We start from the raw sequence: 20,927 nt of genomic DNA, 5'->3' as shown, positions 1-20,927 counted from the left end.
TCCTCGGGACAAGCCGAGGATGAAGAACGCAAAGCTTTCTGGACTTCGTCAGCCACTGTGGTGAGACAGCTCACCACTCGTTCTCATATCCGCCGTCCATCCGCGCCAAACAGATGCGTCTTGCCCAGATCGAACGCAAAGGGAATCGTTTCTCCGATGCGGATCTGGCGTTGGCCATCGAGAAGCACGGTCGCTGGCTGGCCGTCGGGAGTGCTGGTGTAAACCACCGTCGAGCCGCCGAGATGTTCCACGAGCTGGATGGAAGCTTCACCGAGAGAGGATTGCGCCTGCGGGTTCACATGTTCCGGACGCACACCGAAGGTGAGCGGTTCCCCCTGCTGAGCAGTGACCGGTTTTTCAAGCACGATGCGCTGTCCCGCCACTTCGATGGTGCGATTGGAGGTGTCGCCTGAAGCCACTTTTGCGGAGAGGAAATTCATCTTCGGTGAGCCGATGAACCCCGCGACGAACTGGTTTGCGGGATTGTTGTAGAGATCGAGCGGGCGGCCAACCTGCATGATGCGGCCGTCGCGCAGCACGACGATCTTGTCGGCCATGGTCATGGCTTCCACCTGGTCATGCGTCACATAGATCATGGTGCTGCCGAGCGTCTGGTGCAGCTTGGCAATTTCAACGCGCATCTGCACGCGCAGTTCCGCATCGAGGTTGGAGAGCGGTTCGTCGAACAGAAAGATTTTCGGCTCGCGCACGATGGCGCGACCGATGGCGACACGCTGGCGCTGGCCGCCGGAAAGCGCCTTCGGCTTGCGCTGCAACAGCGGGCCGATCTGCAGGATATCGGCGGCCTTCTGCACCCGTGCCTCGACTTCCGGTTTTTTGTAGCCCGCCGTTTCCAGCCCGAAGGCGAGGTTCTTGTAGACACTCATATGCGGATAGAGCGCATAGGACTGGAAGACCATGGCGATGCCGCGCTTGGAGGCAGCGGTTTCGTTGACCCTCTCACCGTCGATACGCAGATCGCCTTCGGAGATTTCCTCAAGCCCGGCGATCATGCGCAGAAGCGTGGATTTGCCACAGCCCGAAGGGCCGACGAAGACGGTGAATTCGCCCGGCTCGATCTTGAGATCGATGCCGTGGATGACCGGAAAAGCGCCGAACCGCTTGACGATTTTTTCGAGCGTAATGCTGCTTGCCATGCTGTTTCTCCCGACTGTCGCGCCGCATGCGGGACGGCTGCGACAGTGTTGATTGTCTTAGAATACGTTCCCGATCCAAGATCCGCTCAGCGTTTCATTCCCGTCGTCGCGATGCCTTCAATCAGCAGCCGCTGGAAGAACAGGAAAAACAGGAAGACCGGCACCAGTGACAGGTTGGACATGGCGAAAAGCGAGGTCCAGTCCGAGCTGCCGGTGGAATCCACGAAGGACCTGAGACCAAGCTGCACTGTGTAGGTGTTGATGTCGTTCAGATAGATCAGCGGACCGAAGAAATCGTCCCAGGTCCAGATGAAGGAAAAGATGGCGGCCGTTGCCAGAACCGGCAGCGACAGGGGCAGCATGATCTTCCAGTAGATACGGAAGGGCGAGCAGCCATCCATGACAGCCGCTTCATCCAGCTCACGCGGAATACCGCGGAAGAACTGCACCATCAGGAAGATGAAGAAGGCGTCCGTCGCGAGATACTTCGGCACGATCAGCGGCAGCGATGTGTTCACCCAGCCCATTTCCAGGAAGAGGATATATTGCGGGATGAGCACGACGTGATAGGGCAGCATCAAGGTGCCAAGCATCAGCGCGAACCAGAAATTGCGCCCGCCGAAGCGAAGCCTTGCAAAAGCGAACGCCGTGAGCGAGCAGCCGACCACGTTGCCGATGGTGGCCAGCACCGAGATGAAGAAGGAGTTCCAGAAGAACTGCCCAAAGCTCACCTGCAGCCCGGTCCAGCCTCTGATATAACCGCCGACATCCACCGCCGAGGGAATGAGCGAGGAGGAGCCGAACAGCTCGTCTTGCGGCCGGAAGGAGCCTGAAATCATCCACAGGATCGGATAGAGCATCGCAAAGGAGGCGATGATCAGCGCCGTATGGACCATCACCGATTTCAGCGGCGAGCGTTGCGGGCCTTGTCCCGGCCGGGGAGCGGTAACAGCGTCAGTCATCGTAATGCACCCAGTATTTCGCGCTGAGGAACGAGAAGGCCGTGAACAGCGAGATGATGATCACCAGGATCCAGGCAAGCGCCGAGGCATAACCCATGCGGAAGAAACCAAAGGCTTCCTGGTAAAGATAGAGCGTGTAGAACAGTGTCGAATTGATCGGCCCGCCGGTGCCTTCGGAAATGATGAAGGCGGGCGTGAAGGCCTTGAAGGCGTCGATCGTCTGGATCACGGCGTTGAAGAAGATGACGGGCGTCAGAAGCGGCAGCGTAATGCGGAAGAACTGCCGCACCTTGCTCGCGCCATCGATTTCGGCGGCCTCATACATGTCCTGCGGAATTTGCCTCAGACCTGCGAGGAAAATGATCATCGGCGAACCGAACTGCCAGACCGACAGGATGACCAGCGTGTAGATCGAATAATCCGGATTGGAAATCCAGCTCGGCCCTTCATAACCAAAGGCCTGCCAGAGTATCATGTTGACGAGACCGTCAGAGGCGAAAAGCTGACGCCAGAGAACGGCAATCGCGACGCTGGAGCCCAACAAGGACGGCAGATAGAAAATCGCCCGATAGAGGGTCAGGCCGCGGATGCCGCGGTTGAAGGCGAGCGCCACCAGCAGCGCGAAGATCAGCTTCAGCGGCACCGACAGCAGCACATAGGTGAAGGTGACCTGCATGGCTGCGGCAAATTTCGGGTCGGCCGTGGCGATGCGCACATAATTGGCCGCACCCACCCAGTCCGGCGACTGCAACAGGTCGTAGTTGGTGAAGGACAGATAAAGCGACGCAAGCGCCGGGCCCAGCGTAAGGCCGAAAAAGCCGATCAGCCAGGGCAGGAGAAACAGGTAGGCGTGAATGTTGCGGTCGAAGATCCGCTTCAGGCCGCCCCGTTTCGGGAGAGCCGCGCCACGGCTCTCCCCCACAAGAGTTTCAGATCGAAAGGCCATAAACCATCACTTCCGTTTGATAACGGTTTCGGATTCCTTGACGAGGCGGTCACCGCCTTCTTCCGGGGTGATCTTGCCGAAGCCGACTTCTTCCGCCGTGCGTTTCAGGACAAAGGCGAATTCGCCCGCACCCGGAGGTGGCGCCGGCGACAGATCGCCGACGCCGGGTGTAATTTCGGCGATGTATTCCACCATGCTCTTGCTGACTTCATCGAGTTTCGGGGTCAGCGCGTTGCGCATGGATTCCGACGCCGGAACGCCGCGCTCCACGCCGAGAATATCGATGCCTTCCGGCTCGGCGACGAGGAAATTGATAAACCCGACGGCCTGTTCGATACCGGCACTGCCATTGGCGACGCTGATGAGCATGGAAGGTTTAAGGTAGTGGCCGGAAGGGCCGTCCTTCGTGCTCTTCGGATAGGAGCTGATGGCAAGTTTGGCCTTGTTGAGCTTCTGATACCCGACGAACTGGTTGGAATGGGCAAATGCGGTTGCCGCCTTGCCCGTCGTCAAAGGGTTGGTTTCGATATTGAGCTGGTCGAGCGCCTGCACATCCGCCGGCACACAGGCACCACTCTTGCGCAGATCCGCCCAGAGCGTGAACCACTTGGTCGCGTCGGTCGGATCGAAGCCGATGCCGCCATCCTGCGTGTAGAGTGACTTGCCGTTCTGGCGCAGCCAGTTTTCAAAGCTCGGCTCCACGCCGCTCGCATCGGCTGTGGCGTAATAACCGGGTTTCGGCTTGTTCTTGCTGAGCTTGGCGGCATTTTCGGCAAACTCCTCCCAGGTCTGGCCGATGGCCGGCGGTGTCGCGCCGGATTTTTCCCAGGCCGCCCTGTCAAAGAAGACGGCGCTGGAATTGACCCCCAGATTGATGCCGTAAAGCTTTCCATCGACCCGGCCGGAATCGATGTTCATCTTGCCGAAATCCTCGATCTTCAAGCCCTTGCCGATGTAATCATCCAGCGGCGCCAGCGCGCCCCGCCGGCCATATTCGAAGATGTAACGATAATCCATCTGGATCAGATCGGGCGCGTTGCGGCCCGCCACCTGCGTTGCAAGGCGGGGCCAATAATCGCTCCAGCCGGCGAATTCCCCGGCGATGTCGAGATCGGGCTTCACCCGCTTGTAGGCTGCTATCGCCTTGTTGGTGCGATCGGCACGCTCCTGCGACCCCCACCACAACATGCGAAGGCGCGCGGCCTGCGCCTGCGCCGAACCACCCCCCAATGTCGCAAGCGACAGGGCCGCAAGCCCTGCCGAAAGCACAGTTCTCCTCTGAAGCATCACGGGCATTGGCAACTCCTCCCTATTGACTGCCAATTGATGATGAACGCAAACGACACTTGCCGTTTTATAACTAATTGGTTACATGGGAACACCGATCGCAAACATTGTCAAGCGGGTGCCGAAATGGAAGAAACGACTAAGAACCAGCCACCCGATCCGGGCCCCGATCCGGCCGTGGAGAAAACGCCGCCGGCAAAGCGCAAACGGGCCACGGCCCAGGTGCGAAACCCGGAAAGAACCCGCGCCGCCATTCTTGAAGCTGCCCGCCGCGAGGTGGCCGCCAAAGGGCTGGCGGGGGCCAGAATCGATGTCGTCGCCCGCCGCGCCGGGACCAACAAGAGGATGATCTACCATTATTTCGGCGACAAGGATGCGCTTTATCTCGCCGTTCTGGAAGACGCCTACCGCCATATCCGCCACACTGAAAGACGGCTTGATCTGGCCCGTAAGGCCCCGTCCGAGGGCTTGCGGGAACTTGCGCTTTTCACCTGGCACTACTTTCTCGACCACCCCGAATTCCTGAGCATCCTCGCCACGGAAAACCTCAATAAAGCCCGGTATCTCAGGCAATCACCGACGATCACGGCGATGCACTCAAATTTCATTTCCGAGCTTGAGGACGTGCTGCGGCGTGGCAGCGACGCCGGCGAATTCCGTGACGGCCTCGACCCGATCGACGTTTATCTGACCATCGCTTCGCTCGGCGCCTTCTACCTGTCGAACAGGTTCACCCTGTCAACGATCTTCCAGCGCGACCTGACAGACCCTGCCGAGCTGGAGCGATGGGGCCAGCACATCGTCGACACGTTGCTTGCTGCAGTGCGGCGGGTCTGAACGAGCCAAGCCGGATTCCTGTTTAACTACAGCGATGACGCGCCATTCGCATCCGCGAAGCGCGTCATTTTCTTTTGCGGCGCAGCGAATGACTGCAAGGGCGAGCCTTCAAACCTCATCAATTTTTCCTGTCAAAAAACACCTTGACAGATCGTGTTCTTCGCGATCACAAATAACCAAATGGTTACAAATTATCATGTTTGACGGAAGCGGCCTTGCGGGAAAAGGTCGCCTTGGGAGGAAATTCATGAAACGTATCGGCGTCATCATGCACGGCATCACCGGCCGCATGGGTTACAACCAGCATCTCGTGCGCTCCGTTCTCGCCATTCGCGATCAGGGCGGCGTACTTTTGAAGAACGGTGAAGGGGTGATGCTTGATCCCATTCTCGTCGGCCGCAACGGCGCGAAGATCGAGGAAATCGCCAAAAAGCATAATGTCGCGCGCTGGACGACCGATATCGATGCTGCTCTCGCCAACCCTGACGACACACTGTTCTTCGACGCTGGCACGACGCAGATGCGCGGCAGCCTTTTGGAAAAAGCCATCAAGGCCGGCAAGAACGTCTATTGCGAAAAACCGATTTCGGACACGATGGATGAGGCGCTGGCGATTGCCCGCCTGGCCGAAAGTGCGGGCATCAAGCACGGCGTGGTGCAGGACAAGCTGTTCCTGCCCGGCCTTCGCAAGCTCGCCATGCTGCGCGACAGCGGCTTCTTCGGCAAGATTCTCTCCGTGCGGGGCGAGTTCGGTTACTGGGTCTTCGAGGGCGACTGGCAGCCAGCGCAACGCCCCTCATGGAACTACCGCCTGGAGGATGGCGGCGGCATCATTCTCGATATGCTTTGCCACTGGCGTTATGTGCTCGACAATCTGTTCGGACCGGTGAAATCCGTGAGCTGCCTCGGCGCGACGCACATTCCGGAGCGTTTCGATGAACAGGGCAAAGCTTATAAGGCGGATGCGGACGACGCCGCCTACGCCACCTTCGAACTGGAGGGCGGAGTTATCGCCCACATCAACTCTTCATGGGCGGTACGGGTGCGCCGTGACGATCTCGTCACCTTCCAGGTGGACGGCACCCACGGCTCGGCCGTCGCTGGCCTGACGAAGTGCTTCACCCAGCACCGCACCAACACGCCGAAGCCGGTATGGAACCCCGACCAGCCGCAGACCATCGATTTTTACAAGACCTGGCAGGAGGTCCCGGACAACGTCATTTATGACAACGGCTTCAAGGCACAGTGGGAAATGTTCATCCGCCACCTCGTCGACAATGATCCGTGGCCTTATGGCCTGATGGAAGGCGTGAAGGGCGTGCAGCTTGCCGAACTGGGGCTGAAATCATGGAAGGAACGCCGCTGGCTCGACGTTCCCGCCCTTTCCTGAGGAGGCTGACGTGAGTGAACTCAAGCTTCCGAAGGACGACCGCAGCATCGAGGTCTACAGATTATCCGGCACGCCGGTCGCTGTTGAAAAACGAAGTGCCGCCGATTTCAACCGCGTCGCTTTCGCGGCCGCCCACGTGGTGGCCGATCCGCTTGCCGACAACGACCCGTGGCTGACCCCCGCGATCGATTGGGATGCGACCTTGCGTTTCCGTCATCGCCTTTGGGACCTCGGCCTCGGGGTCGCAGAAGCGATGGACACGGCTCAGCGCGGCATGGGGCTGGCATGGCCGCAGGCCCAGGAGCTGATCTCCCGTTCGCTCAAGGAAGCCGCCAGCCGCAAGGATGCGCTGATTGCCTGCGGGGTGGGCACCGATCATCTGAACGGCAGCGGTTACGATCTGAATCAGATTGTCCACTCTTACCTCGAACAGCTTGATTTTGTTCAGGGAGAAGGCGGGCGCGTTGTCCTGATGGCCAGCCGCGCGCTCGCCGCCGCCGCCCGTTCGCCCGATGATTACCTTAAGACCTACACCAGGGTGCTTTCCCGCGCCGAGCAGAAAGTGGTGATCCACTGGCTGGGCGAAATGTTCGACCCGGCGCTCGAGGGCTACTGGGGTTCGGGCGACCATATGACCGCCATGGACACCTGCCTTGCCATGATCGAGGAGAATGCCGACAAGATCGACGGCATCAAGATTTCACTCCTCTCCAAGGAAAAGGAAATTGCCATGCGCCGCCGCCTGCCCGCTGGCGTGCGCATGTATACCGGCGACGATTTCAACTATGCCGAATTGATCGCCGGTGACGAACAGGGCCATTCGGATGCGCTCCTCGGCATTTTCGACGCCATCGCTCCCGCTGCGTCCAAGGCACTGGCCAGCCTGAAGCGCGGTGCTGACAATGAATTTTTCGATATTCTGGAGCCGACGGTGGCGCTTTCACGCCACATCTTCAAGGCGCCCACCCGCTTCTACAAGACCGGCGTGGTGTTCCTCGCCTATCTCAACGGATTGCAGGATCATTTCACCATGGTCGGCGGCCAGGAAAGCAGCCGTTCCACGCAGCATTTCGCCGAGCTTTTCCGGCTGGCGGACAAGGCCAACGTGCTGGCTGAACCTGACCTGGCGACGCACCGGATGAAGGCATTTCTCGCCGTCCGGGGTATCAGCTGAAGCAGAACGAGGGAGGATAGAACATGAGCCTTGAAGGCCTTTCCATCAATTTCGCGACCGTGCGGCAAGGCGCAAATTTCGGTGCCATCGTGGATGCCTGCCTCGCCCATGGCATCACCACCATCTCACCGTGGCGCGAGCAGGTGAACGGTATCGGCCTTGCGGAAGCCGCCCGCATCGTTGAGCGGAACGGCCTGCGCCTGTCCGGTCATTGCCGCGGCGGTTTTTTCCCGGCTCCTGACGCTGAAGGCCGACGTCTCGCCATCGAGGACAATAAACGCGCCGTCGATGAGGCAGCCGCCATGAAGGCCGACTGCCTTGTGCTTGTCGTGGGCGGCCTGCCCGCCGGTTCGCGCGATCTGAAAGGTGCGCGGCAGATGGTGGAGGACGGCATGGCGGAACTTCTTCCTTATGCGCGGGCTGCCAGCGTGCCGCTCGCCATTGAACCGCTGCATCCTTTCTATGCCGCGGACCGCGCCTGCATCAACACGCTGAAACAATCGCTCGACCTCTGTGACCGGCTGGGTGCCGGCACCGGCGTGGCCATCGATGTCTATCATGTCTGGTGGGACCCGGAACTGGAGGAGCAGGTGGCGCGGGCCGGCAGGAATGGCCAAATTCTCGCCCATCACATCTGCGACTGGCTGGTGCCGACCACTGACCCGCTCAACGATCGCGGCATGATGGGAGATGGTGTGATTGACCTCAAGGCATTTCGCGCCATGATCGAGGCTGCGGGCTTCCACGGCCCGCAGGAAGTGGAAATCTTTTCGCATCGCTGGCAGGCGCGCCCGGTGGACGAGGTCCTCGCCACCGTGATCGAGCGTTTCAAGACTGTTTGTTGATAGACCCGGGAGAGAGACAATGCCTGAAAGGGTGAAACGCAAACGCTATGCGCTGGTCGGCACCGGCAATCGTGGCACCACCATGTGGGGCCGCGAATTGCTGGCCGGCTGGAGCGACTATGTCGAACTCGTCGGCATTTGCGACCTGAACCTGATGCGCGCCGAGCGCGCGCGCGCCATGATGGGATCGAGCGCCCCGCTTTACGACGATTTCGACCGGATGATGGAAGAGCAGCGCCCGGAGCTGGTGATCGTCTGCACGCCCGACGATACGCATGACGACATCATCATCCGCGCGCTGGAAGGCGGGGCAGACGTCATCAGCGAAAAGCCGATGACCACCACCCCCGAAAAGATTGACCGGATTCGCGCAGCCGAGGCCAAAAGCGGCCGCCGGGTCGATGTCTCCTTCAATTATCGCTTCTCTCCCACCGCCGCCCGCATCAAGGAACTGATCGACGAAGGCGCCATCGGCACCGTTACCTCGGTGGATTTCCACTGGTATCTCGATAACCAGCACGGCGCGGATTATTTCCGCCGGTGGCACGCCTTCACCGAACATTCCGGCAGCCTGTTCGTGCACAAGGCCACGCACCATTTCGACCTCCTGAACTGGTATCTCGATTCCGATCCGGTGGAGGTGAAGGGCTTCGGGCAATTGCTGCATTATGGCAAGAACGGCCCGTTCCGCGGAACGCGCTGTCGCACCTGTCCGCACAAGAATGAGTGTGATTATTTCATGGACCTCGGCGCCGATCCTTTCCTCGATGCGCTCTACGAGGACCCGTCGGGCATTGACGGATACATGCGTGATGCCTGCGTCTTCCGGGAGGACATCGACATTCCCGATACCATGAGCGCTTCGATCCGTTATGCCAGCGGCGTGCAGGTTTCCTATTCACTCAACACCTACATGCCGATAGAGGGTCACCACATCGCCTTCAACGGCCACAAGGGTCGCATCGAGATGCGCCAATATGAAAAGCAGCCCTGGACGGAGCCGCCGGCCGATGAAATCCTGCTGGTGAAGAGCTTCGGTGGCGGCGTCGAGCACATCTGGGTGCCGCATGAGCCGGGCGGCCATTATGGCGGCGACAACCGCATGCGCGACATGATCTTCAAGCCCGGCTCCAACGACCGGCTGCGGCAGCGGGCTGGTTCGCGCGCTGGCGCCATGTCGGTTCTGACAGGCGTGGCGGCACTGAGAAGTGCGCTGGAAGGCGGCTCCCAGCCGGTGAAATCCCTGCCCCTCTAGCTGCCTCAGCCCGTGGCGCCATCCGCCACGGGCAACCACCAAAAAGAACGGGCGATATTCCGCAGATTACGCACTCCTTCCATACCGGTAAATTGATTGCCGGGGGAAGAAAGAGTGAGTCATGTCCAGTTTGCAATCCATCGTTCCGCTCATCATCATCGGCGTCAGCCTCGTCGTATTCTTCAAATGGGTGGGGCGCGACATGAATCGGGAAGAGAAGAAGCCGCGCTCCCGCCGCTGACCGATCACGCCCGCCCGCGCCCTTGCACGGTTACGGAACCTCGTCTTGCCGTCGGCGTTTCCCTGTCAGAAGGAGAACGCCATGACGCAAGAGCAAAAGACGAAAAACGACGGCAACAGGGCTTCGAAGGCCAGCGACATTCCTCCTGCAGGTCCGCACGCCAAACCTTCCCTGACCGACCATGAAAAGACACCAGGCGCAGGAAGCCTGCCGGATGGCGACAGCAAGGATGTCACGCCTGGCGCCGGCTGATGACCATTTGCGCCGAAATATCATACATTTATTATATTTCGGCGCATTAACAGTAACTTAGCTCCCGAACCGTCGCGAAATACCTGTTTCTTCACGGTGGTCATTGCAAAATCGAAAATTGAGCTTATATTTGCCTTATCGACCATTGCTTGTGACGTCGTTCTGGAACAGACTGTTCCCCGTCGGATTTCCTCTCAAATAATCGATCTTATCCCGCAAGGTATCGCGGGAACCACAACGATTCTACGAAAGGAAATCGTTATGAACACTGGTACTGTAAAGTGGTTTAACGCCACCAAGGGCTTCGGCTTCATTCAGCCTGACAATGGCGGCACGGACGTTTTCGTCCACATTTCCGCTGTCGAGCGCGCTGGCATGCGTTCTCTGAACGACGGCCAGAAGATCAGCTACGAGATCGTCCAGGACCGCCGGTCCGGAAAGAGCTCTGCCGACAACCTTCAGGCAGCTTGATATTCGTCATTTTGGCACCGCAGACCACGGATGTACTGGCTGCGCTTGCCGATGACTGTGAGAGGTCGGGTTAAAGCCCGGCCTTTTGTTTTTGGGCCATGGAGGTCCTGATGCGTAAAAATTCCTATCATTGCGGTGACACCGTCTTTTTGAAGTCCGGCGTCCTTGGCAATGCACAGCCCGATGGTCCCGGCCGGATTGTGTCAGTCATGCCCGAAGCCCAGGGAACGGTTCGTTACAGGGTGCGTTTCCAGCACGAGAATTTTGAGCGCAGCGTCGCACTCGATGAGATAGATGCATCGATGTCGACGGCCTCGCGGCTAGGCAAAGGCGAAAGCCTCTCGCCACGCGAAACCGGATCAAGCTGGATCAACCTGAACACGATCAAAATCAGAAAGTAGCGGCATTGGCCGCTTAAAGGAGATAGTCTTGCAGGTACTCGTCAGAGACAACAATGTTGAACAGGCCCTTCGCGTCCTGAAAAAGAGAATGCAGCGTGAAGGCATTTTCCGCGAGATGCGCGCCCGCGAATCCTATGAAAAGCCGTCGGAAAAGCGTGTTCGCGAAGAAGCCGAAGCCGTACGCCGCCACCGCAAGCTGGAGAAAAAGAAGATGCAGCGCGAAGGGCTGCTGCCAGCGCCCAAAAAGGCCGCCCGTACCCGGTAAACGCCCTACAACGCTCTTCCGCGAAGGAGACTGCCATGGCCGCCACGAAAGAAGTTTTTTTCAAGCCCGGTAAACTGTCCGCTCAGGACAAAGCATCATTGACCGACAGCGCGGCAAAGCAGATCATCAACGCCGAAGCCGACCAGCGCGCCCGCAAGACGGAACGCCTTCGCCAGCTTCGCGAGGCACAGGAAGCGGCGGTTGTCGCCGCCGATCCGGTGCCCGCAAAGAAACGATCCGGTAACAGATAGCGGGCGCTTTTACATCACCCGGTCAACGCAGGAGGACGACACCATGGCAAAGGGTCAGTTGCGCAGTAACAAGGAAATCCGCAAGCCGAAGAAGGACAAGACGAAAACACCCGCCGCGGCGCCAGCCGGTTCGCAGGTGAAGTTCGCAAACGCCACGACAGCGGATGGCAAGAAGAAGTAGGGCACGGTGTCGGCGCGCAGGTCACGACCATAAATCTCTCGTCTGGGAGACCGGACTTGTTTTGGCCATATTGCTCTTCTATATATCTCTCATAGCAACTGCTGGTGAGCGCGAATGAATTCGTCGTTCGCAGTTGTTTTAGTCGCTTCAGACTTTTGACCACGGATGTACTGGCACTGGTGTTGAGAGCGATATGAGGAAGGTCGGTGCAATATTGCCCCGGCCTTTTTTGTTGCCGTGAGCAGCCGAAGATAAATATGCACGACTGCCGCCGACTGCGACGGAATTAACTTGTCTATTCCGCCCAATGGGCGCACCCTCCCAATCACTGAAAAGGGCGTTACCGCCGCTTTACGACGGCCGCTGAAGCCCTCGTCCTGCTCATGTCGTTAACCCGCAGGAACGATACGGACCCACACGACATGAATGTCCAAGGCGCGACGCTTTAATGGCACGGCCTGTCGCTCGGATGCACGGAAGCGGCGTCGCATGACGTCCGCAGCGACGCGAGACACCACAGTTTTGGTGAACCCCATAGAAAGGAGGACGTGATTTCTTCCGCATATGAAAATTGCATCATTTCGTCACAGGACCTCAAGATGCTCCAGTCGGTGCTGGCAGACCTCGGTTATGACCGGCACACCATGGACGAGGAGGTCATGATTTACAACAATGCCGCCCGAAAGGTGATCCAGCTGTTTCAGGGCGGGCTGACCGACCCTGCCGAGCTTTCGAAGGAAATGCGCTTTCTTTTTGGCGTTCATAAACATGATCGCAGTAAATCATGGAAACCGTTGCCACGTTACGCGATTCAGGGGCTGCCGCCTCTCTACCGATAACGGCGCTCTTCCATCCATGACGACGGGAACCAGGCCTTCAAAATCACCGATGAAAATAACGGCTTGGCAAATGATGTATATCAGGCAACACTGAAATGGATACCTCCGTGCGCGGATCAGGCGGCACGAAGGTGACGGATGGAACATGCGCGCTGAAGGCCGGGACAGGCCTCGACGTCAGCGGGTTCCATACCGGCGGGTTTGCGTCTGCGTGGAGAGAGAGTATGACGTATGACTGGAGCGGCCGCAGAATGCGCCGCATGCGAGCGGCGAAACTGACGATCATCAGCCTTGTGGCCGCCTTTGTGCTGACCGCGCCTATCTTTGCCCACTACTGAATTTCAGGCCCGCTTGTTTCGACTAGACGGGCTGGCGGGTTTCTGCGCGTTTCCGCAGACGGTTTTTCACCCATTTCTGAACGGGCTGATCGTAACGGACCGTTAGCCACCATGAAATCCACGTCGTGCCGATGAGAAACAGGACGCCGGCTGGCAGGGCGATATTCTGCTGCGTGATGGACGGGATCAAAAACGCCGTCCATGCCAGAAGCGGAATATGCAGGACATAGACGGCGTAAGACGCCGTACCAAGAAACCCCGAAAGTGCACTCACCATGGGGCCCGGTACCGTTCGGCTGGCCACGAACAGCAGCAGCGGCCAGAGGAGCAGGACGATTGCGAGGTCGAAGAAGGGCCGGACTTCGCGTGATACGGGCACGGCAAGGATGACACAGACGAGCACCAGACACAGCGCGGCCTGGACGGGCCTCAGCTCCGGCACACGGTTGCGGAACCGGTAAACCAGCACGCCGGCGAAAAACGAAAAGAATACCCGGCCCATGCCGGCATACATTTCATGCCAACGGAAACCGAGATGCAGCTTTCCAGACGCGGCGGCGGCCACCACCAGTACAATGGCGCTGGCAACAATGACGGCTGCGATCTGTTTCACCGTCGCCCGCACGCCCCAGCGGGCATAGACCACGTTCACCACCAGTTCGTTGAAAAGCGACCACGCCGGGCTGACGAGAAACAGCGCGCCATTGAGGGTCAACGTGAAAGGCGCCGGCAGAAAGAGAAGCCCCGTCACCAGCGCAAAGGCCAGTTCACCGGGATCGATGAGACGATGCAGATCGTCGATCGGCGTCGGCAGACCCAGCACATAAAGGCAGATGAAATAGGCCACCATCAACGCCAGTGCCAGCACATAAAGCGGATAAAGCCGGGCGAAGCGCGCCTTCATGAAAAAGCCGGGCGTGATAGCCCCGTCACGCAATCTGACGCCATAGGCGTGAGCGAGCACGAAGCCGCTGAGAGCAAAAAACAGATCAACGGCAAGATAGCTCGAGGCCGGATCCCTGCCGAAAAACTGCTCGGCATGGCGATGGACGATAAAGAGCGCAGCCACGCCCCTTATGCCGTCAAGCAAGATGAAGCGTTCCGGGGATGATGGGGCCATGGCGTTGATGCTCAATGAGATAGCGGCAATTGTTCAATGGAAACCAGCTTTACCGCGTCCCGGTTCTCCGCTTCCAGTCACAAACCGTTTAATCTTGCAGTCGCCGCGAATTTTTCCGGACATGGGCTCGAGGCCGGCACCCTTTCGCAGCGGAGAAAGGCGTGCTACGTCCGGATGTCATCGATGTTTCGACCCCGTGGCACAGCCGTGTTGTTCCTGCAAATGTGTGATTTTGCAAGAACAAGTTCCGGCAATGTCCATGGGGCAGGTTCGGCGACAACCACTCTCGCGGAGCCTTCTCATGCCCACAATTGCCGAACGTATCAGAAAAATCATCGTGGACCAGCTTGGCGCAGACCCTGCCGCCGTCGTGGACGATGCCAGTTTCGCCGACGATCTCGGGGCAGACTCTCTGGAAATAGTTCAGGTGGTCATGGAGATCGAAGAGGAATTCGGGGTGGAGATTCCGGATTCCGCCGCAAATACGATCCTGACCGTCGGCGGCGCCATCCGCTTCATCGAAAAAAGCACGCCCTGACGGTGAAGCGCCGGAGGCGGGCCTGATCCGCCGATAGCGCCGCAACCGGGCCAAATTTCGGGGAGTCCCGCTCTAACTATCCTGCTCATCGAGGTGGTGGCACATCAGACCAGCAGGAGATTTTCAGCAAAGGCCATCATCAGGGGACCCACTCCCTTGGCGTCATCGCTAACCACTGGCTCGGTCAGATAATATTCCGGCGAGCCGTCGCGATAATTGCCCTCGAAACCACCAAGTCCAGCGACGTGTACGATGCCGGTAAGACGAGTGACACCGTCTTCGCCCGCCAGAAGCCGGGTCTCCAGCAGAGCCGAAAGCGCGCGACGACCTGCGGACAAAGCCGCGCCCGCCGCCTCTCCCTGCAACAGCCCAAGACGGACCGCACGCAGCAGCGCATAGGAGAACATGGCGGAGGCGGATGTCTCCTCGTAATTGCCCTCCAGATCCGGATTATCGAGAACCTGCATCCACAGACCGGTGCCTGTCTGGCGTGCGACGATCTCAGCCAGGAGGCGCCGTGTGCTCTGTCGCAATTCATTTGTCGGGCCATCATCCGGCAGGATCGTGAGCGCATCCACCAGCGCCATGGCCAGCCAGCCGACCGCACGAGCCCAGACGGCCGGCGATTTGCCGGTCTGCGGATCGGCCCAGCGCTGGGTGCGGCTTTCATCGTAGCCATGAACATAGAGCCCGCCGGTATCGGCCGTCAGGGCAAGTGCCGTTGAAAACTGCCTCAGCGCGTCGTCGATCAGTTCGGCCCGCCCCGTTGCCTGCGCATATTCAATCTGGAACGGAAGACCCATATAGAGACCGTCCAGCCAGACCTGATGCGGATAGCGTTTCTTGTGCCAGTAATTGCCGCTGGCGATGCGTGGATGGCTCCGTAGCTGCCCCGCCAGATGGTCCGCTGCAGCAAGATACCGTGGGTCGCCCGTTTCTTCCGAAAGGGGAAAGAGGATACGGCCGGCAAGGATATGGTCGATATTATATTCCTGCGGATCGTAACCGGCGAGCGCGCCGTCGGTCGCTATCTGCACATCGGCGAGCCGGTGCAGATGGTCGCTCCAGCGCGCCTCTCCGGTGGCCTTGGACAGCTGCTGCAGGCCGCGGTAGATGCATCCATCCTCATAACACCAGCTGCCGCCCTTGTAAGGCCTATAACGACTGCAGAATTGCTCAAAATATTCAGTGGGTTTCATGGATTTTCTCAATCGCGATCTGAAACAGTGGAAATGGAAGCGTCGCTCAGCATGGCAGGATCGTCGCAGACTATATGTGTCTGCTCGACAACAATCGCCTCATGGCGCATGGGACGAACCCGGTCAGCCATGATGGGAGGTGCGGCGATGGCCGATGGATCGCGCGAGACGATGGTGAGATTGCGGATGGCGACATTGCGGATGGGTGCTTCGGGAAGGCCGAGAAAGACGCCCGCAGCATGGGCGAGATTGCGTATTTCGACATCTTCCACGGTAATTCCATCGATGAATGGCGTGCCCTTGTCGATCGGCGCCGGCTGCCGCGACTGTACCCGTTCGTCATGTCCATCAGCATCGCAATGATAGTGTGCATTGGCGGAAAGCGCGGTTTGCACGCCGTCCAGCAGCACCCGGCGCATGGCGATATTGCTGACGATGCCGCCCCGTCCGCGCCGCGTCTTGAGGCGCAGGCCGCGATCCGTGCCGACCATGTCGCAATCCTCCACAGATACGTCATGCACGCCGCCGGACATTTCCGAGCCGATCACCAGCCCGCCATGGCCGCGCTCCATCAGACAATGGCGCACAAGAATGCCACGGGTTTCCGCGAGATGATCGTCCTCGCCATCCGGGCCGCGCTTTCCTGCCTTTACGGCGATGCAATCGTCTCCGACCGAAAAACGAACGCCCGATATCGTGACGTTGCGGCAGCTTTCAGGATTGAAACCATCGGTGTTCGGGCTGTCATGCGGCGCGTTGATGGTGAGGCCGGCAGCGATCAAGTCTTCGCAGCCCTGCGGATGGATTGTCCATGAGGCGGCGTTTTTTATCGTAAAGCCGAGAAGCTGGATTTTGCGGCAGGAAACGAGATGCAGGCCGCGCGGCCGCCGCGCGCCGTCGCGGGTTTCTTTTGGCCAGCTCCACCAGTCACCCCTGTCGCCCGAACCATCGAGAACGCCCCTGCCCTCGATGATGAGATTATCTGTCCCGATGGCATGAACCGGCGCGGCGAAACAGGCATCCGGAAGGCCTTCCCAGCTTCCGAGCATATGGCCCGCATCATCGCGTGCCGGCAGGATCGGCCACCCTTTGCGGCTCGAAGGGGCGCGCAGCACGGCTCCCTCGGCAAGATGGAAGGTCATGTTGCTTCTGAGGCGGACAGGGAAGGACGTCCAAAGACCGGCCGCAAGCCGCAATGTGCCACCATGCGGCACCGCAGCCACCGCCCTTTCCAGCGCCTCGGCATTGGCACGCGCGCCCTCTTCATCATCGAGCGCGACATCCGGCGTCAGGGAGAACGCCGCAGCCTCAACAACCCCGGCGCAAGGGCTGGTTCTGAACTCCAGCGCTGCGAACCCCTCGGCCTCGAACAGATAGCAGGTATCCGGGAAGAGATCATGCAGCAGCGTCACCACGGTCGCAGTTTCGCCGCGCCGCTCGTCGCCTTCCGTCGACGACAAACGCCAGTCCGTCCTCGCCGGAAGGAAATGGCGAGCGCCGGGTGCGGCGAGGCAAAGCGCTGCCGTTCGCGCTGAAGACGCGATGATAAGGGGTTCGTTCATGTTCATTTCCCGTCTTTCGTCCCTATCCGGCCAGGCCCTGGCGGACATGCCTCGCATGTTCCGGCAGCCGGTCAGTGAGCCCGCCGCCACGGACGCGGCGGCGGGAGATTGCCGTCAATCGAACTTCGCCAGAACATCATTGGTGGAATCGACGATCTGCTCGGCCGCCTCCTCCGCCGTCAGCTGGCCATAGGCATATTCTTCCAGCGTATCGATGAAGGCAGAGCGGATTTCCGGATGTTCGTTGAAGGGCGATACCACCGGCCCGGATGCGGCCATGACGATGGCATTGGCGGCTCGCACTTCAGGCTCGCCCTTGTCGCCCAGACGTGCAGCCGCAGCCTTGGATGCCGGCAAACCACGCGAGGTGCCGAGTGCGTCGATACCCTCAGGCTCGTTCAGCAGGCAGTTCAGTATCTGCGCCGCTGCTTCCGGGTTCTTAGAGTTTTTAGAGATCGAGAACACCATTGAAGGCTTGCGATAGACCCCCTCGGTCACCGCGTCTGCAAGCTTCAGCATCGGCACGGGTTTCAGAACCTGCCCCTGCTTCAGGGGATCGGCATATTTTGAATAGGTCGAATCCCATTCATAGGAGCCGGCAATGCGGCCTTCAGACCAGGACGGCTTTTCATAAAGATTGACATTGCCATCGGCCGCTTCCTCTTTCTGGGAGCGGATGGATCCGGTTTCGACCAGCTTGCCGACAAAGGAAATGCCCTCGGCCAGTTCCTCTGGCGTCCAGGCCACGCGGTTTGTCTTGGGATCGACCAGATCCTTGCCGGTTTTCTGCACAACGGCCAGCGTCACCAGAAGCTGGGCGGTCTCCTTCACGGCGTTGAAGGTATAATAGTCCTTACCGAGCTTTTCCTTGATGGTCTTCGTCGCCGCGAAGAACTCATCCCAGGTCTTCGGAATTTCGACACCCGCCTTTTCGAAGGTCGTGGCATTGAAGAAGAAGACGCGGCCGGTGGTGGAAACGGAAAGCCCCTGCAGCACGCCGTTCATCGACCCCGCCTCCAGATCGCTCTCGGCCCATTGGGAAAGATCGAGCGGCTTCAGCTGGCGCAGATCGGCAAAACCTTCGCCATTCTTGGAAAACAGCGGCAGCCACGGCCAGTTGACCTGAACGATATCAGCTTCCGTCTTGCCCGCCATCTGGGTGGTGAGTTTTTCGAGATAACCGTCGAAACCGGTGAACTCGCCCTTGATCGTGTGGCCGTATTTCTCGCCACAGGCGGCAATCGCTTTCTGGGTGGCGACATGGCGGCTCTCGCCGCCCCACCATGACATGCGCAGTTCCGCGGCACCTGCCGCAGGAGCGGTCGCCATCGCCACATAAGCGGCACCGGCAAGCATCACCATCATTCTGGTCATCATCTTCATTGTTCTTCTCCTCCTCGAAAAATCAGGCACGCCCGTCCGCTCCTCACAGCGAAACGTTGCGCCCATCGGCCTTGTCGAAAATATGCAGCTTCTCCGGGTCCGGCTTCAGGCGCAGAAGACCATCGCGGCCGAGCGCCTCGAATTCCGCCGCGCCAACGACGCTGACGACCTTCTGGCCGCCGAGATCGGCGTGCAGATAGACCTCGTGGCCCATGAATTCCGCATTGGTGAGTTTCGCCTGCAGCGCCGGACCATCGGCCGCCTCCGCCAATGAGAGGTGCTGCGGACGGATGCCGATGACGGCGTCTGCGGGTCTCGCCGATAGTCGATGTTCCAGATGCGCGCCGATGGGCAGGCGCTGACCGGCGATCACGAATTCAGTACCCTCGATTGCCACATCCACGAGGTTCATTTCCGGCGTGCCGATGAAGCCGGCGACGAAGAGATTGGCGGGATGGTTGTAAAGCTCCTTCGGCGTCGCGACCTGCATGATGCGACCTGCCTGCATGACGCAGATGCGGTCACCCATGGTCATGGCCTCCGTCTGGTCATGGGTGACGTAGATAACAGTCGATGACAGGCCTTCCGCTTTCAACTGCCGGTGCAGATCGGTAATGCGAACCCGCATGGAAGCGCGCAGCTTGGCGTCGAGATTGGACAGCGGCTCGTCAAACAAAAACACACCCGGTTTCTTGATGAGCGCACGGCCGAGCGCCACACGCTGCGCCTGCCCGCCGGAAAGCTGCTTCGGCAGACGGTCGAGCAGCGGCTCGATCTCCAGGATGCGCGCGACATTGTCGATGGCCTTCTCGATCTCCGGCTTGGCGACACCGGCGATCTTCAGGCCGAAGGCGAGATTGCCGCGCACCTTCATATGCGGATAAAGCGCATAGTTCTGGAACACCATGGCAATGGAGCGCTTGCCGGGCGGCAGATCGTTGACGCGCTGATCGCCGATCAGGATTTCACCACCGGTGATTTCCTCCAGCCCCGCCACCATGCGCAGCGTCGTGGATTTGGCGCAGCCCGAAGGGCCGACGAACACCATGAACTCGCCATCCTCGACGTCGAGATTGATGCCGTGCACCGCCTTGAAGCTGCCGCCATAGACTTTTTCGAGATTTTTAAGTTGAACGCTTGCCATTTTCAGCCCTTGACCCCGCCAGACGAGATCCCTTCAATGAAATACCGTTGCGCCGCGAAGAACACGATCAGCGCAGGCGCGATCGTCAGCACCGACATCGCCAGGATGCGGTTCCATTCAAAGGCTTCGGTGGTGTCGATGGAGAGTTTGAGCGCCAGGCTCACCGGATATTTGTCGACCGAGGACAGGTAGATCAGCGGCCCGAGAAAGTCGTTCATCGTCCACATGAACTGGAACAGGCAGACCGAGATCAGCGCCGGCGCCAGCATCGGTACGACGATGTAGACCAGTGTCTGCAGACTGTTGGCGCCGTCCACCCGGGCGGCCTCTTCCATGTCCGAGGGCAGCGAGCGCAGGAACTGCACCAGCATGAAGACAAAGAAGGCATCTCCGGCGAAAGCCGAGGGCACCCAGAGCGGCAGGAAACTGTCCAGCCAGCCGAGATCCCGAAACAGGATATATTGCGGAATGCGGGTGACGACATTGGGCAGCAGCAGAATGGCGATGACCGAGCCGAACAGGATCTTCTTCAGCGGAAAATCGAAGCGGGCGAAGGCATAGGCCGCCATGGTGCAGGAAATCGCCGTGCCGATGACCTTCGGCAGGATGATCAGGAACGAGTTCCAGAAGAACCGGCCGAAGGTGTAGGGCGTCGAGGTTTCCCAGCCGCGGATATAGCCATCCAGCGTCGGGTTTTCCGGGATGAAACCGGCACCGGAGAAGATTTCCGAATTGGTCTTGAAGCTTGCGCCCACCAGCCAGATCAGCGGGTAGAGCATGACGAGTCCGACCGCGAAGAGAAGCACATAGCGGACCGAGGTGGAAAGCAGCCTGAGCCGCGCCCGGCGGGCCGCCTGCATGTCGTTTAGGGGTGCGATATCGGTCATGG

Annotated in this window: 24 protein-coding genes; 14 read left to right on the top strand and 10 right to left on the bottom strand. The window is 59.4% G+C overall.

Annotation, left to right across the window (positions count from 1 at the left end; all coding sequences use genetic code 11):
* Positions 1-83: 83 nt before the first annotated feature.
* The 4 genes from AGR2A_RS23915 to AGR2A_RS23900 all read right to left on the bottom strand — a co-directional run bounded on the left by AGR2A_RS23915 (position 84) and on the right by AGR2A_RS23900 (position 4,361).
* A complete protein-coding gene (locus AGR2A_RS23915; RefSeq protein WP_004444934.1) occupies positions 84-1,157 on the bottom strand; it encodes an ABC transporter ATP-binding protein in 1,074 nt (357 codons plus the stop codon).
* A gap of 86 nt (positions 1,158-1,243) precedes the next feature.
* On the bottom strand, positions 1,244-2,119 hold the full coding sequence (locus tag AGR2A_RS23910; protein ID WP_072492956.1) for a carbohydrate ABC transporter permease: 876 nt from the start codon (positions 2,117-2,119) through the stop codon (positions 1,244-1,246).
* Positions 2,112-3,065 (bottom strand): carbohydrate ABC transporter permease, encoded by a 954-nt coding sequence (locus tag AGR2A_RS23905; RefSeq protein ID WP_004444936.1) that lies wholly within the window; start codon positions 3,063-3,065, stop codon positions 2,112-2,114. The genes AGR2A_RS23910 and AGR2A_RS23905 overlap by 8 nt, the downstream gene beginning before the upstream one ends.
* Positions 3,066-3,071: 6 nt before the next feature.
* Positions 3,072-4,361 (bottom strand): ABC transporter substrate-binding protein, encoded by a 1,290-nt coding sequence (locus AGR2A_RS23900; RefSeq protein ID WP_072492957.1) that lies wholly within the window; start codon positions 4,359-4,361, stop codon positions 3,072-3,074.
* Positions 4,362-4,478: 117 nt separating this feature from the next.
* Here AGR2A_RS23900 and AGR2A_RS23895 point away from each other — a divergent pair, with 117 nt between their 5' ends.
* The 13 genes from AGR2A_RS23895 to AGR2A_RS29730 all read left to right on the top strand — a co-directional run bounded on the left by AGR2A_RS23895 (position 4,479) and on the right by AGR2A_RS29730 (position 13,092).
* A complete protein-coding gene (locus AGR2A_RS23895; RefSeq protein ID WP_072492958.1) occupies positions 4,479-5,189 on the top strand; it encodes a TetR/AcrR family transcriptional regulator in 711 nt (236 codons plus the stop codon).
* Positions 5,190-5,436: 247 nt separating this feature from the next.
* Positions 5,437-6,579 (top strand): Gfo/Idh/MocA family protein, encoded by a 1,143-nt coding sequence (locus tag AGR2A_RS23890; protein ID WP_072492959.1) that lies wholly within the window; start codon positions 5,437-5,439, stop codon positions 6,577-6,579.
* Between the two features lie 10 nt (positions 6,580-6,589).
* Complete coding sequence (locus AGR2A_RS23885) at positions 6,590-7,753, top strand: dihydrodipicolinate synthase family protein (RefSeq protein WP_072492960.1); 1,164 nt, start codon at positions 6,590-6,592, stop codon at positions 7,751-7,753.
* Between the two features lie 23 nt (positions 7,754-7,776).
* Complete coding sequence (locus tag AGR2A_RS23880) at positions 7,777-8,598, top strand: sugar phosphate isomerase/epimerase family protein (RefSeq protein WP_072492961.1); 822 nt, start codon at positions 7,777-7,779, stop codon at positions 8,596-8,598.
* A gap of 19 nt (positions 8,599-8,617) precedes the next feature.
* Positions 8,618-9,853 (top strand): Gfo/Idh/MocA family protein, encoded by a 1,236-nt coding sequence (locus AGR2A_RS23875; protein ID WP_072492962.1) that lies wholly within the window; start codon positions 8,618-8,620, stop codon positions 9,851-9,853.
* A 322-nt stretch (positions 9,854-10,175) separates the two neighbouring features.
* Positions 10,176-10,346: a hypothetical protein gene (locus AGR2A_RS29740; protein WP_167378243.1), complete on the top strand. Its 171-nt coding sequence runs from the start codon at positions 10,176-10,178 to the stop codon at positions 10,344-10,346.
* 261 nt (positions 10,347-10,607) lie between these two features.
* Entirely contained in the window at positions 10,608-10,817 is a 210-nt protein-coding gene (locus AGR2A_RS23870; protein ID WP_003508146.1) for a cold-shock protein, read from the top strand.
* Between the two features lie 110 nt (positions 10,818-10,927).
* Positions 10,928-11,218, top strand: a complete 291-nt coding sequence (locus AGR2A_RS23865; RefSeq protein WP_004444954.1) for a hypothetical protein — start codon at positions 10,928-10,930, stop codon at positions 11,216-11,218.
* Positions 11,219-11,246: 28 nt separating this feature from the next.
* A complete protein-coding gene (gene rpsU, locus AGR2A_RS23860) occupies positions 11,247-11,483 on the top strand; it encodes a 30S ribosomal protein S21 (RefSeq protein WP_006700627.1) in 237 nt (78 codons plus the stop codon).
* A 35-nt stretch (positions 11,484-11,518) separates the two neighbouring features.
* Complete coding sequence (locus AGR2A_RS23855) at positions 11,519-11,734, top strand: hypothetical protein (protein ID WP_004444958.1); 216 nt, start codon at positions 11,519-11,521, stop codon at positions 11,732-11,734.
* Between the two features lie 43 nt (positions 11,735-11,777).
* Positions 11,778-11,915, top strand: coding sequence for a hypothetical protein (locus AGR2A_RS29735; protein WP_004444959.1), 138 nt, complete (start codon positions 11,778-11,780; stop codon positions 11,913-11,915).
* Between the two features lie 551 nt (positions 11,916-12,466).
* Positions 12,467-12,754 carry a hypothetical protein gene (locus AGR2A_RS23850; protein ID WP_034496600.1) on the top strand — a complete coding sequence of 96 codons (288 nt, stop codon included), beginning with the start codon at positions 12,467-12,469 and terminating at the stop codon, positions 12,752-12,754.
* 95 nt (positions 12,755-12,849) lie between these two features.
* Positions 12,850-13,092, top strand: coding sequence for a hypothetical protein (locus AGR2A_RS29730; RefSeq protein ID WP_034496602.1), 243 nt, complete (start codon positions 12,850-12,852; stop codon positions 13,090-13,092).
* A 22-nt stretch (positions 13,093-13,114) separates the two neighbouring features.
* Here AGR2A_RS29730 and AGR2A_RS23840 read toward each other — a convergent pair whose 3' ends face one another.
* The gene (locus AGR2A_RS23840) at positions 13,115-14,212 is read right to left on the bottom strand and encodes an acyltransferase family protein (RefSeq protein ID WP_072493411.1); all 1,098 of its coding nucleotides are present in this window, start codon (positions 14,210-14,212) and stop codon (positions 13,115-13,117) included.
* Between the two features lie 301 nt (positions 14,213-14,513).
* On the opposite strand from AGR2A_RS23840, the gene AGR2A_RS23835 reads away from it, so the two are divergent.
* Positions 14,514-14,750, top strand: a complete 237-nt coding sequence (locus AGR2A_RS23835; RefSeq protein ID WP_072492963.1) for an acyl carrier protein — start codon at positions 14,514-14,516, stop codon at positions 14,748-14,750.
* A gap of 104 nt (positions 14,751-14,854) precedes the next feature.
* On the opposite strand, the gene AGR2A_RS23830 is transcribed toward AGR2A_RS23835, so the two are convergent.
* The 5 genes from AGR2A_RS23830 to AGR2A_RS23810 all read right to left on the bottom strand — a co-directional run bounded on the left by AGR2A_RS23830 (position 14,855) and on the right by AGR2A_RS23810 (position 20,925).
* Complete coding sequence (locus AGR2A_RS23830) at positions 14,855-15,949, bottom strand: glycoside hydrolase family 88/105 protein (protein ID WP_072492964.1); 1,095 nt, start codon at positions 15,947-15,949, stop codon at positions 14,855-14,857.
* 8 nt (positions 15,950-15,957) lie between these two features.
* On the bottom strand, positions 15,958-17,511 hold the full coding sequence (gene pglA / locus AGR2A_RS23825; protein WP_072493412.1) for a polygalacturonase PglA: 1,554 nt from the start codon (positions 17,509-17,511) through the stop codon (positions 15,958-15,960).
* Positions 17,512-17,625: 114 nt separating this feature from the next.
* Entirely contained in the window at positions 17,626-18,894 is a 1,269-nt protein-coding gene (locus AGR2A_RS23820; protein WP_080823390.1) for an ABC transporter substrate-binding protein, read from the bottom strand.
* 43 nt (positions 18,895-18,937) lie between these two features.
* Positions 18,938-20,038, bottom strand: coding sequence for an ABC transporter ATP-binding protein (locus AGR2A_RS23815; protein ID WP_072492966.1), 1,101 nt, complete (start codon positions 20,036-20,038; stop codon positions 18,938-18,940).
* Between the two features lie 2 nt (positions 20,039-20,040).
* Positions 20,041-20,925, bottom strand: a complete 885-nt coding sequence (locus AGR2A_RS23810; protein WP_072492967.1) for a carbohydrate ABC transporter permease — start codon at positions 20,923-20,925, stop codon at positions 20,041-20,043.
* Positions 20,926-20,927 lie beyond the last annotated feature (2 nt).

The organism is Agrobacterium genomosp. 2 str. CFBP 5494, from assembly GCF_900013495.1.
Classification (GTDB): domain Bacteria; phylum Pseudomonadota; class Alphaproteobacteria; order Rhizobiales; family Rhizobiaceae; genus Agrobacterium; species Agrobacterium pusense.
The sequence above is the reverse complement of the archived record's forward strand: the minus strand, read 5'-3'. Positions and strand labels throughout refer to the sequence as shown.

Excerpts from the sequence above, each read along its gene's own strand:
- AGR2A_RS23895 (WP_072492958.1), top strand. The coding sequence starts at position 4,479 with ATGGAAGAAACGACTAAGAACCAGCCACCCGATCCGGGCCCCGATCCG.
- AGR2A_RS23875 (WP_072492962.1), top strand. The coding sequence starts at position 8,618 with ATGCCTGAAAGGGTGAAACGCAAACGCTATGCGCTGGTCGGCACCGGC.
- AGR2A_RS29730 (WP_034496602.1), top strand. The coding sequence starts at position 12,850 with ATGGATACCTCCGTGCGCGGATCAGGCGGCACGAAGGTGACGGATGGA.
- pglA (WP_072493412.1), bottom strand. The coding sequence starts at position 17,511 with ATGAACGAACCCCTTATCATCGCGTCTTCAGCGCGAACGGCAGCGCTT.
- AGR2A_RS23840 (WP_072493411.1), bottom strand. The coding sequence starts at position 14,212 with ATGGCCCCATCATCCCCGGAACGCTTCATCTTGCTTGACGGCATAAGG.
- AGR2A_RS29735 (WP_004444959.1), top strand. The coding sequence starts at position 11,778 with ATGGCAAAGGGTCAGTTGCGCAGTAACAAGGAAATCCGCAAGCCGAAG.
- AGR2A_RS23830 (WP_072492964.1), bottom strand. The coding sequence starts at position 15,949 with ATGAAACCCACTGAATATTTTGAGCAATTCTGCAGTCGTTATAGGCCT.
- AGR2A_RS23835 (WP_072492963.1), top strand. The coding sequence starts at position 14,514 with ATGCCCACAATTGCCGAACGTATCAGAAAAATCATCGTGGACCAGCTT.
- AGR2A_RS29740 (WP_167378243.1), top strand. The coding sequence starts at position 10,176 with ATGACGCAAGAGCAAAAGACGAAAAACGACGGCAACAGGGCTTCGAAG.
- AGR2A_RS23820 (WP_080823390.1), bottom strand. The coding sequence starts at position 18,894 with ATGAAGATGATGACCAGAATGATGGTGATGCTTGCCGGTGCCGCTTAT.
- AGR2A_RS23905 (WP_004444936.1), bottom strand. The coding sequence starts at position 3,065 with ATGGCCTTTCGATCTGAAACTCTTGTGGGGGAGAGCCGTGGCGCGGCT.
- AGR2A_RS23815 (WP_072492966.1), bottom strand. The coding sequence starts at position 20,038 with ATGGCAAGCGTTCAACTTAAAAATCTCGAAAAAGTCTATGGCGGCAGC.
- AGR2A_RS23855 (WP_004444958.1), top strand. The coding sequence starts at position 11,519 with ATGGCCGCCACGAAAGAAGTTTTTTTCAAGCCCGGTAAACTGTCCGCT.
- AGR2A_RS23910 (WP_072492956.1), bottom strand. The coding sequence starts at position 2,119 with ATGACTGACGCTGTTACCGCTCCCCGGCCGGGACAAGGCCCGCAACGC.
- AGR2A_RS23810 (WP_072492967.1), bottom strand. The coding sequence starts at position 20,925 with ATGACCGATATCGCACCCCTAAACGACATGCAGGCGGCCCGCCGGGCG.
- AGR2A_RS23900 (WP_072492957.1), bottom strand. The coding sequence starts at position 4,361 with ATGCCCGTGATGCTTCAGAGGAGAACTGTGCTTTCGGCAGGGCTTGCG.
- AGR2A_RS23890 (WP_072492959.1), top strand. The coding sequence starts at position 5,437 with ATGAAACGTATCGGCGTCATCATGCACGGCATCACCGGCCGCATGGGT.
- AGR2A_RS23865 (WP_004444954.1), top strand. The coding sequence starts at position 10,928 with ATGCGTAAAAATTCCTATCATTGCGGTGACACCGTCTTTTTGAAGTCC.
- AGR2A_RS23880 (WP_072492961.1), top strand. The coding sequence starts at position 7,777 with ATGAGCCTTGAAGGCCTTTCCATCAATTTCGCGACCGTGCGGCAAGGC.
- AGR2A_RS23915 (WP_004444934.1), bottom strand. The coding sequence starts at position 1,157 with ATGGCAAGCAGCATTACGCTCGAAAAAATCGTCAAGCGGTTCGGCGCT.
- AGR2A_RS23870 (WP_003508146.1), top strand. The coding sequence starts at position 10,608 with ATGAACACTGGTACTGTAAAGTGGTTTAACGCCACCAAGGGCTTCGGC.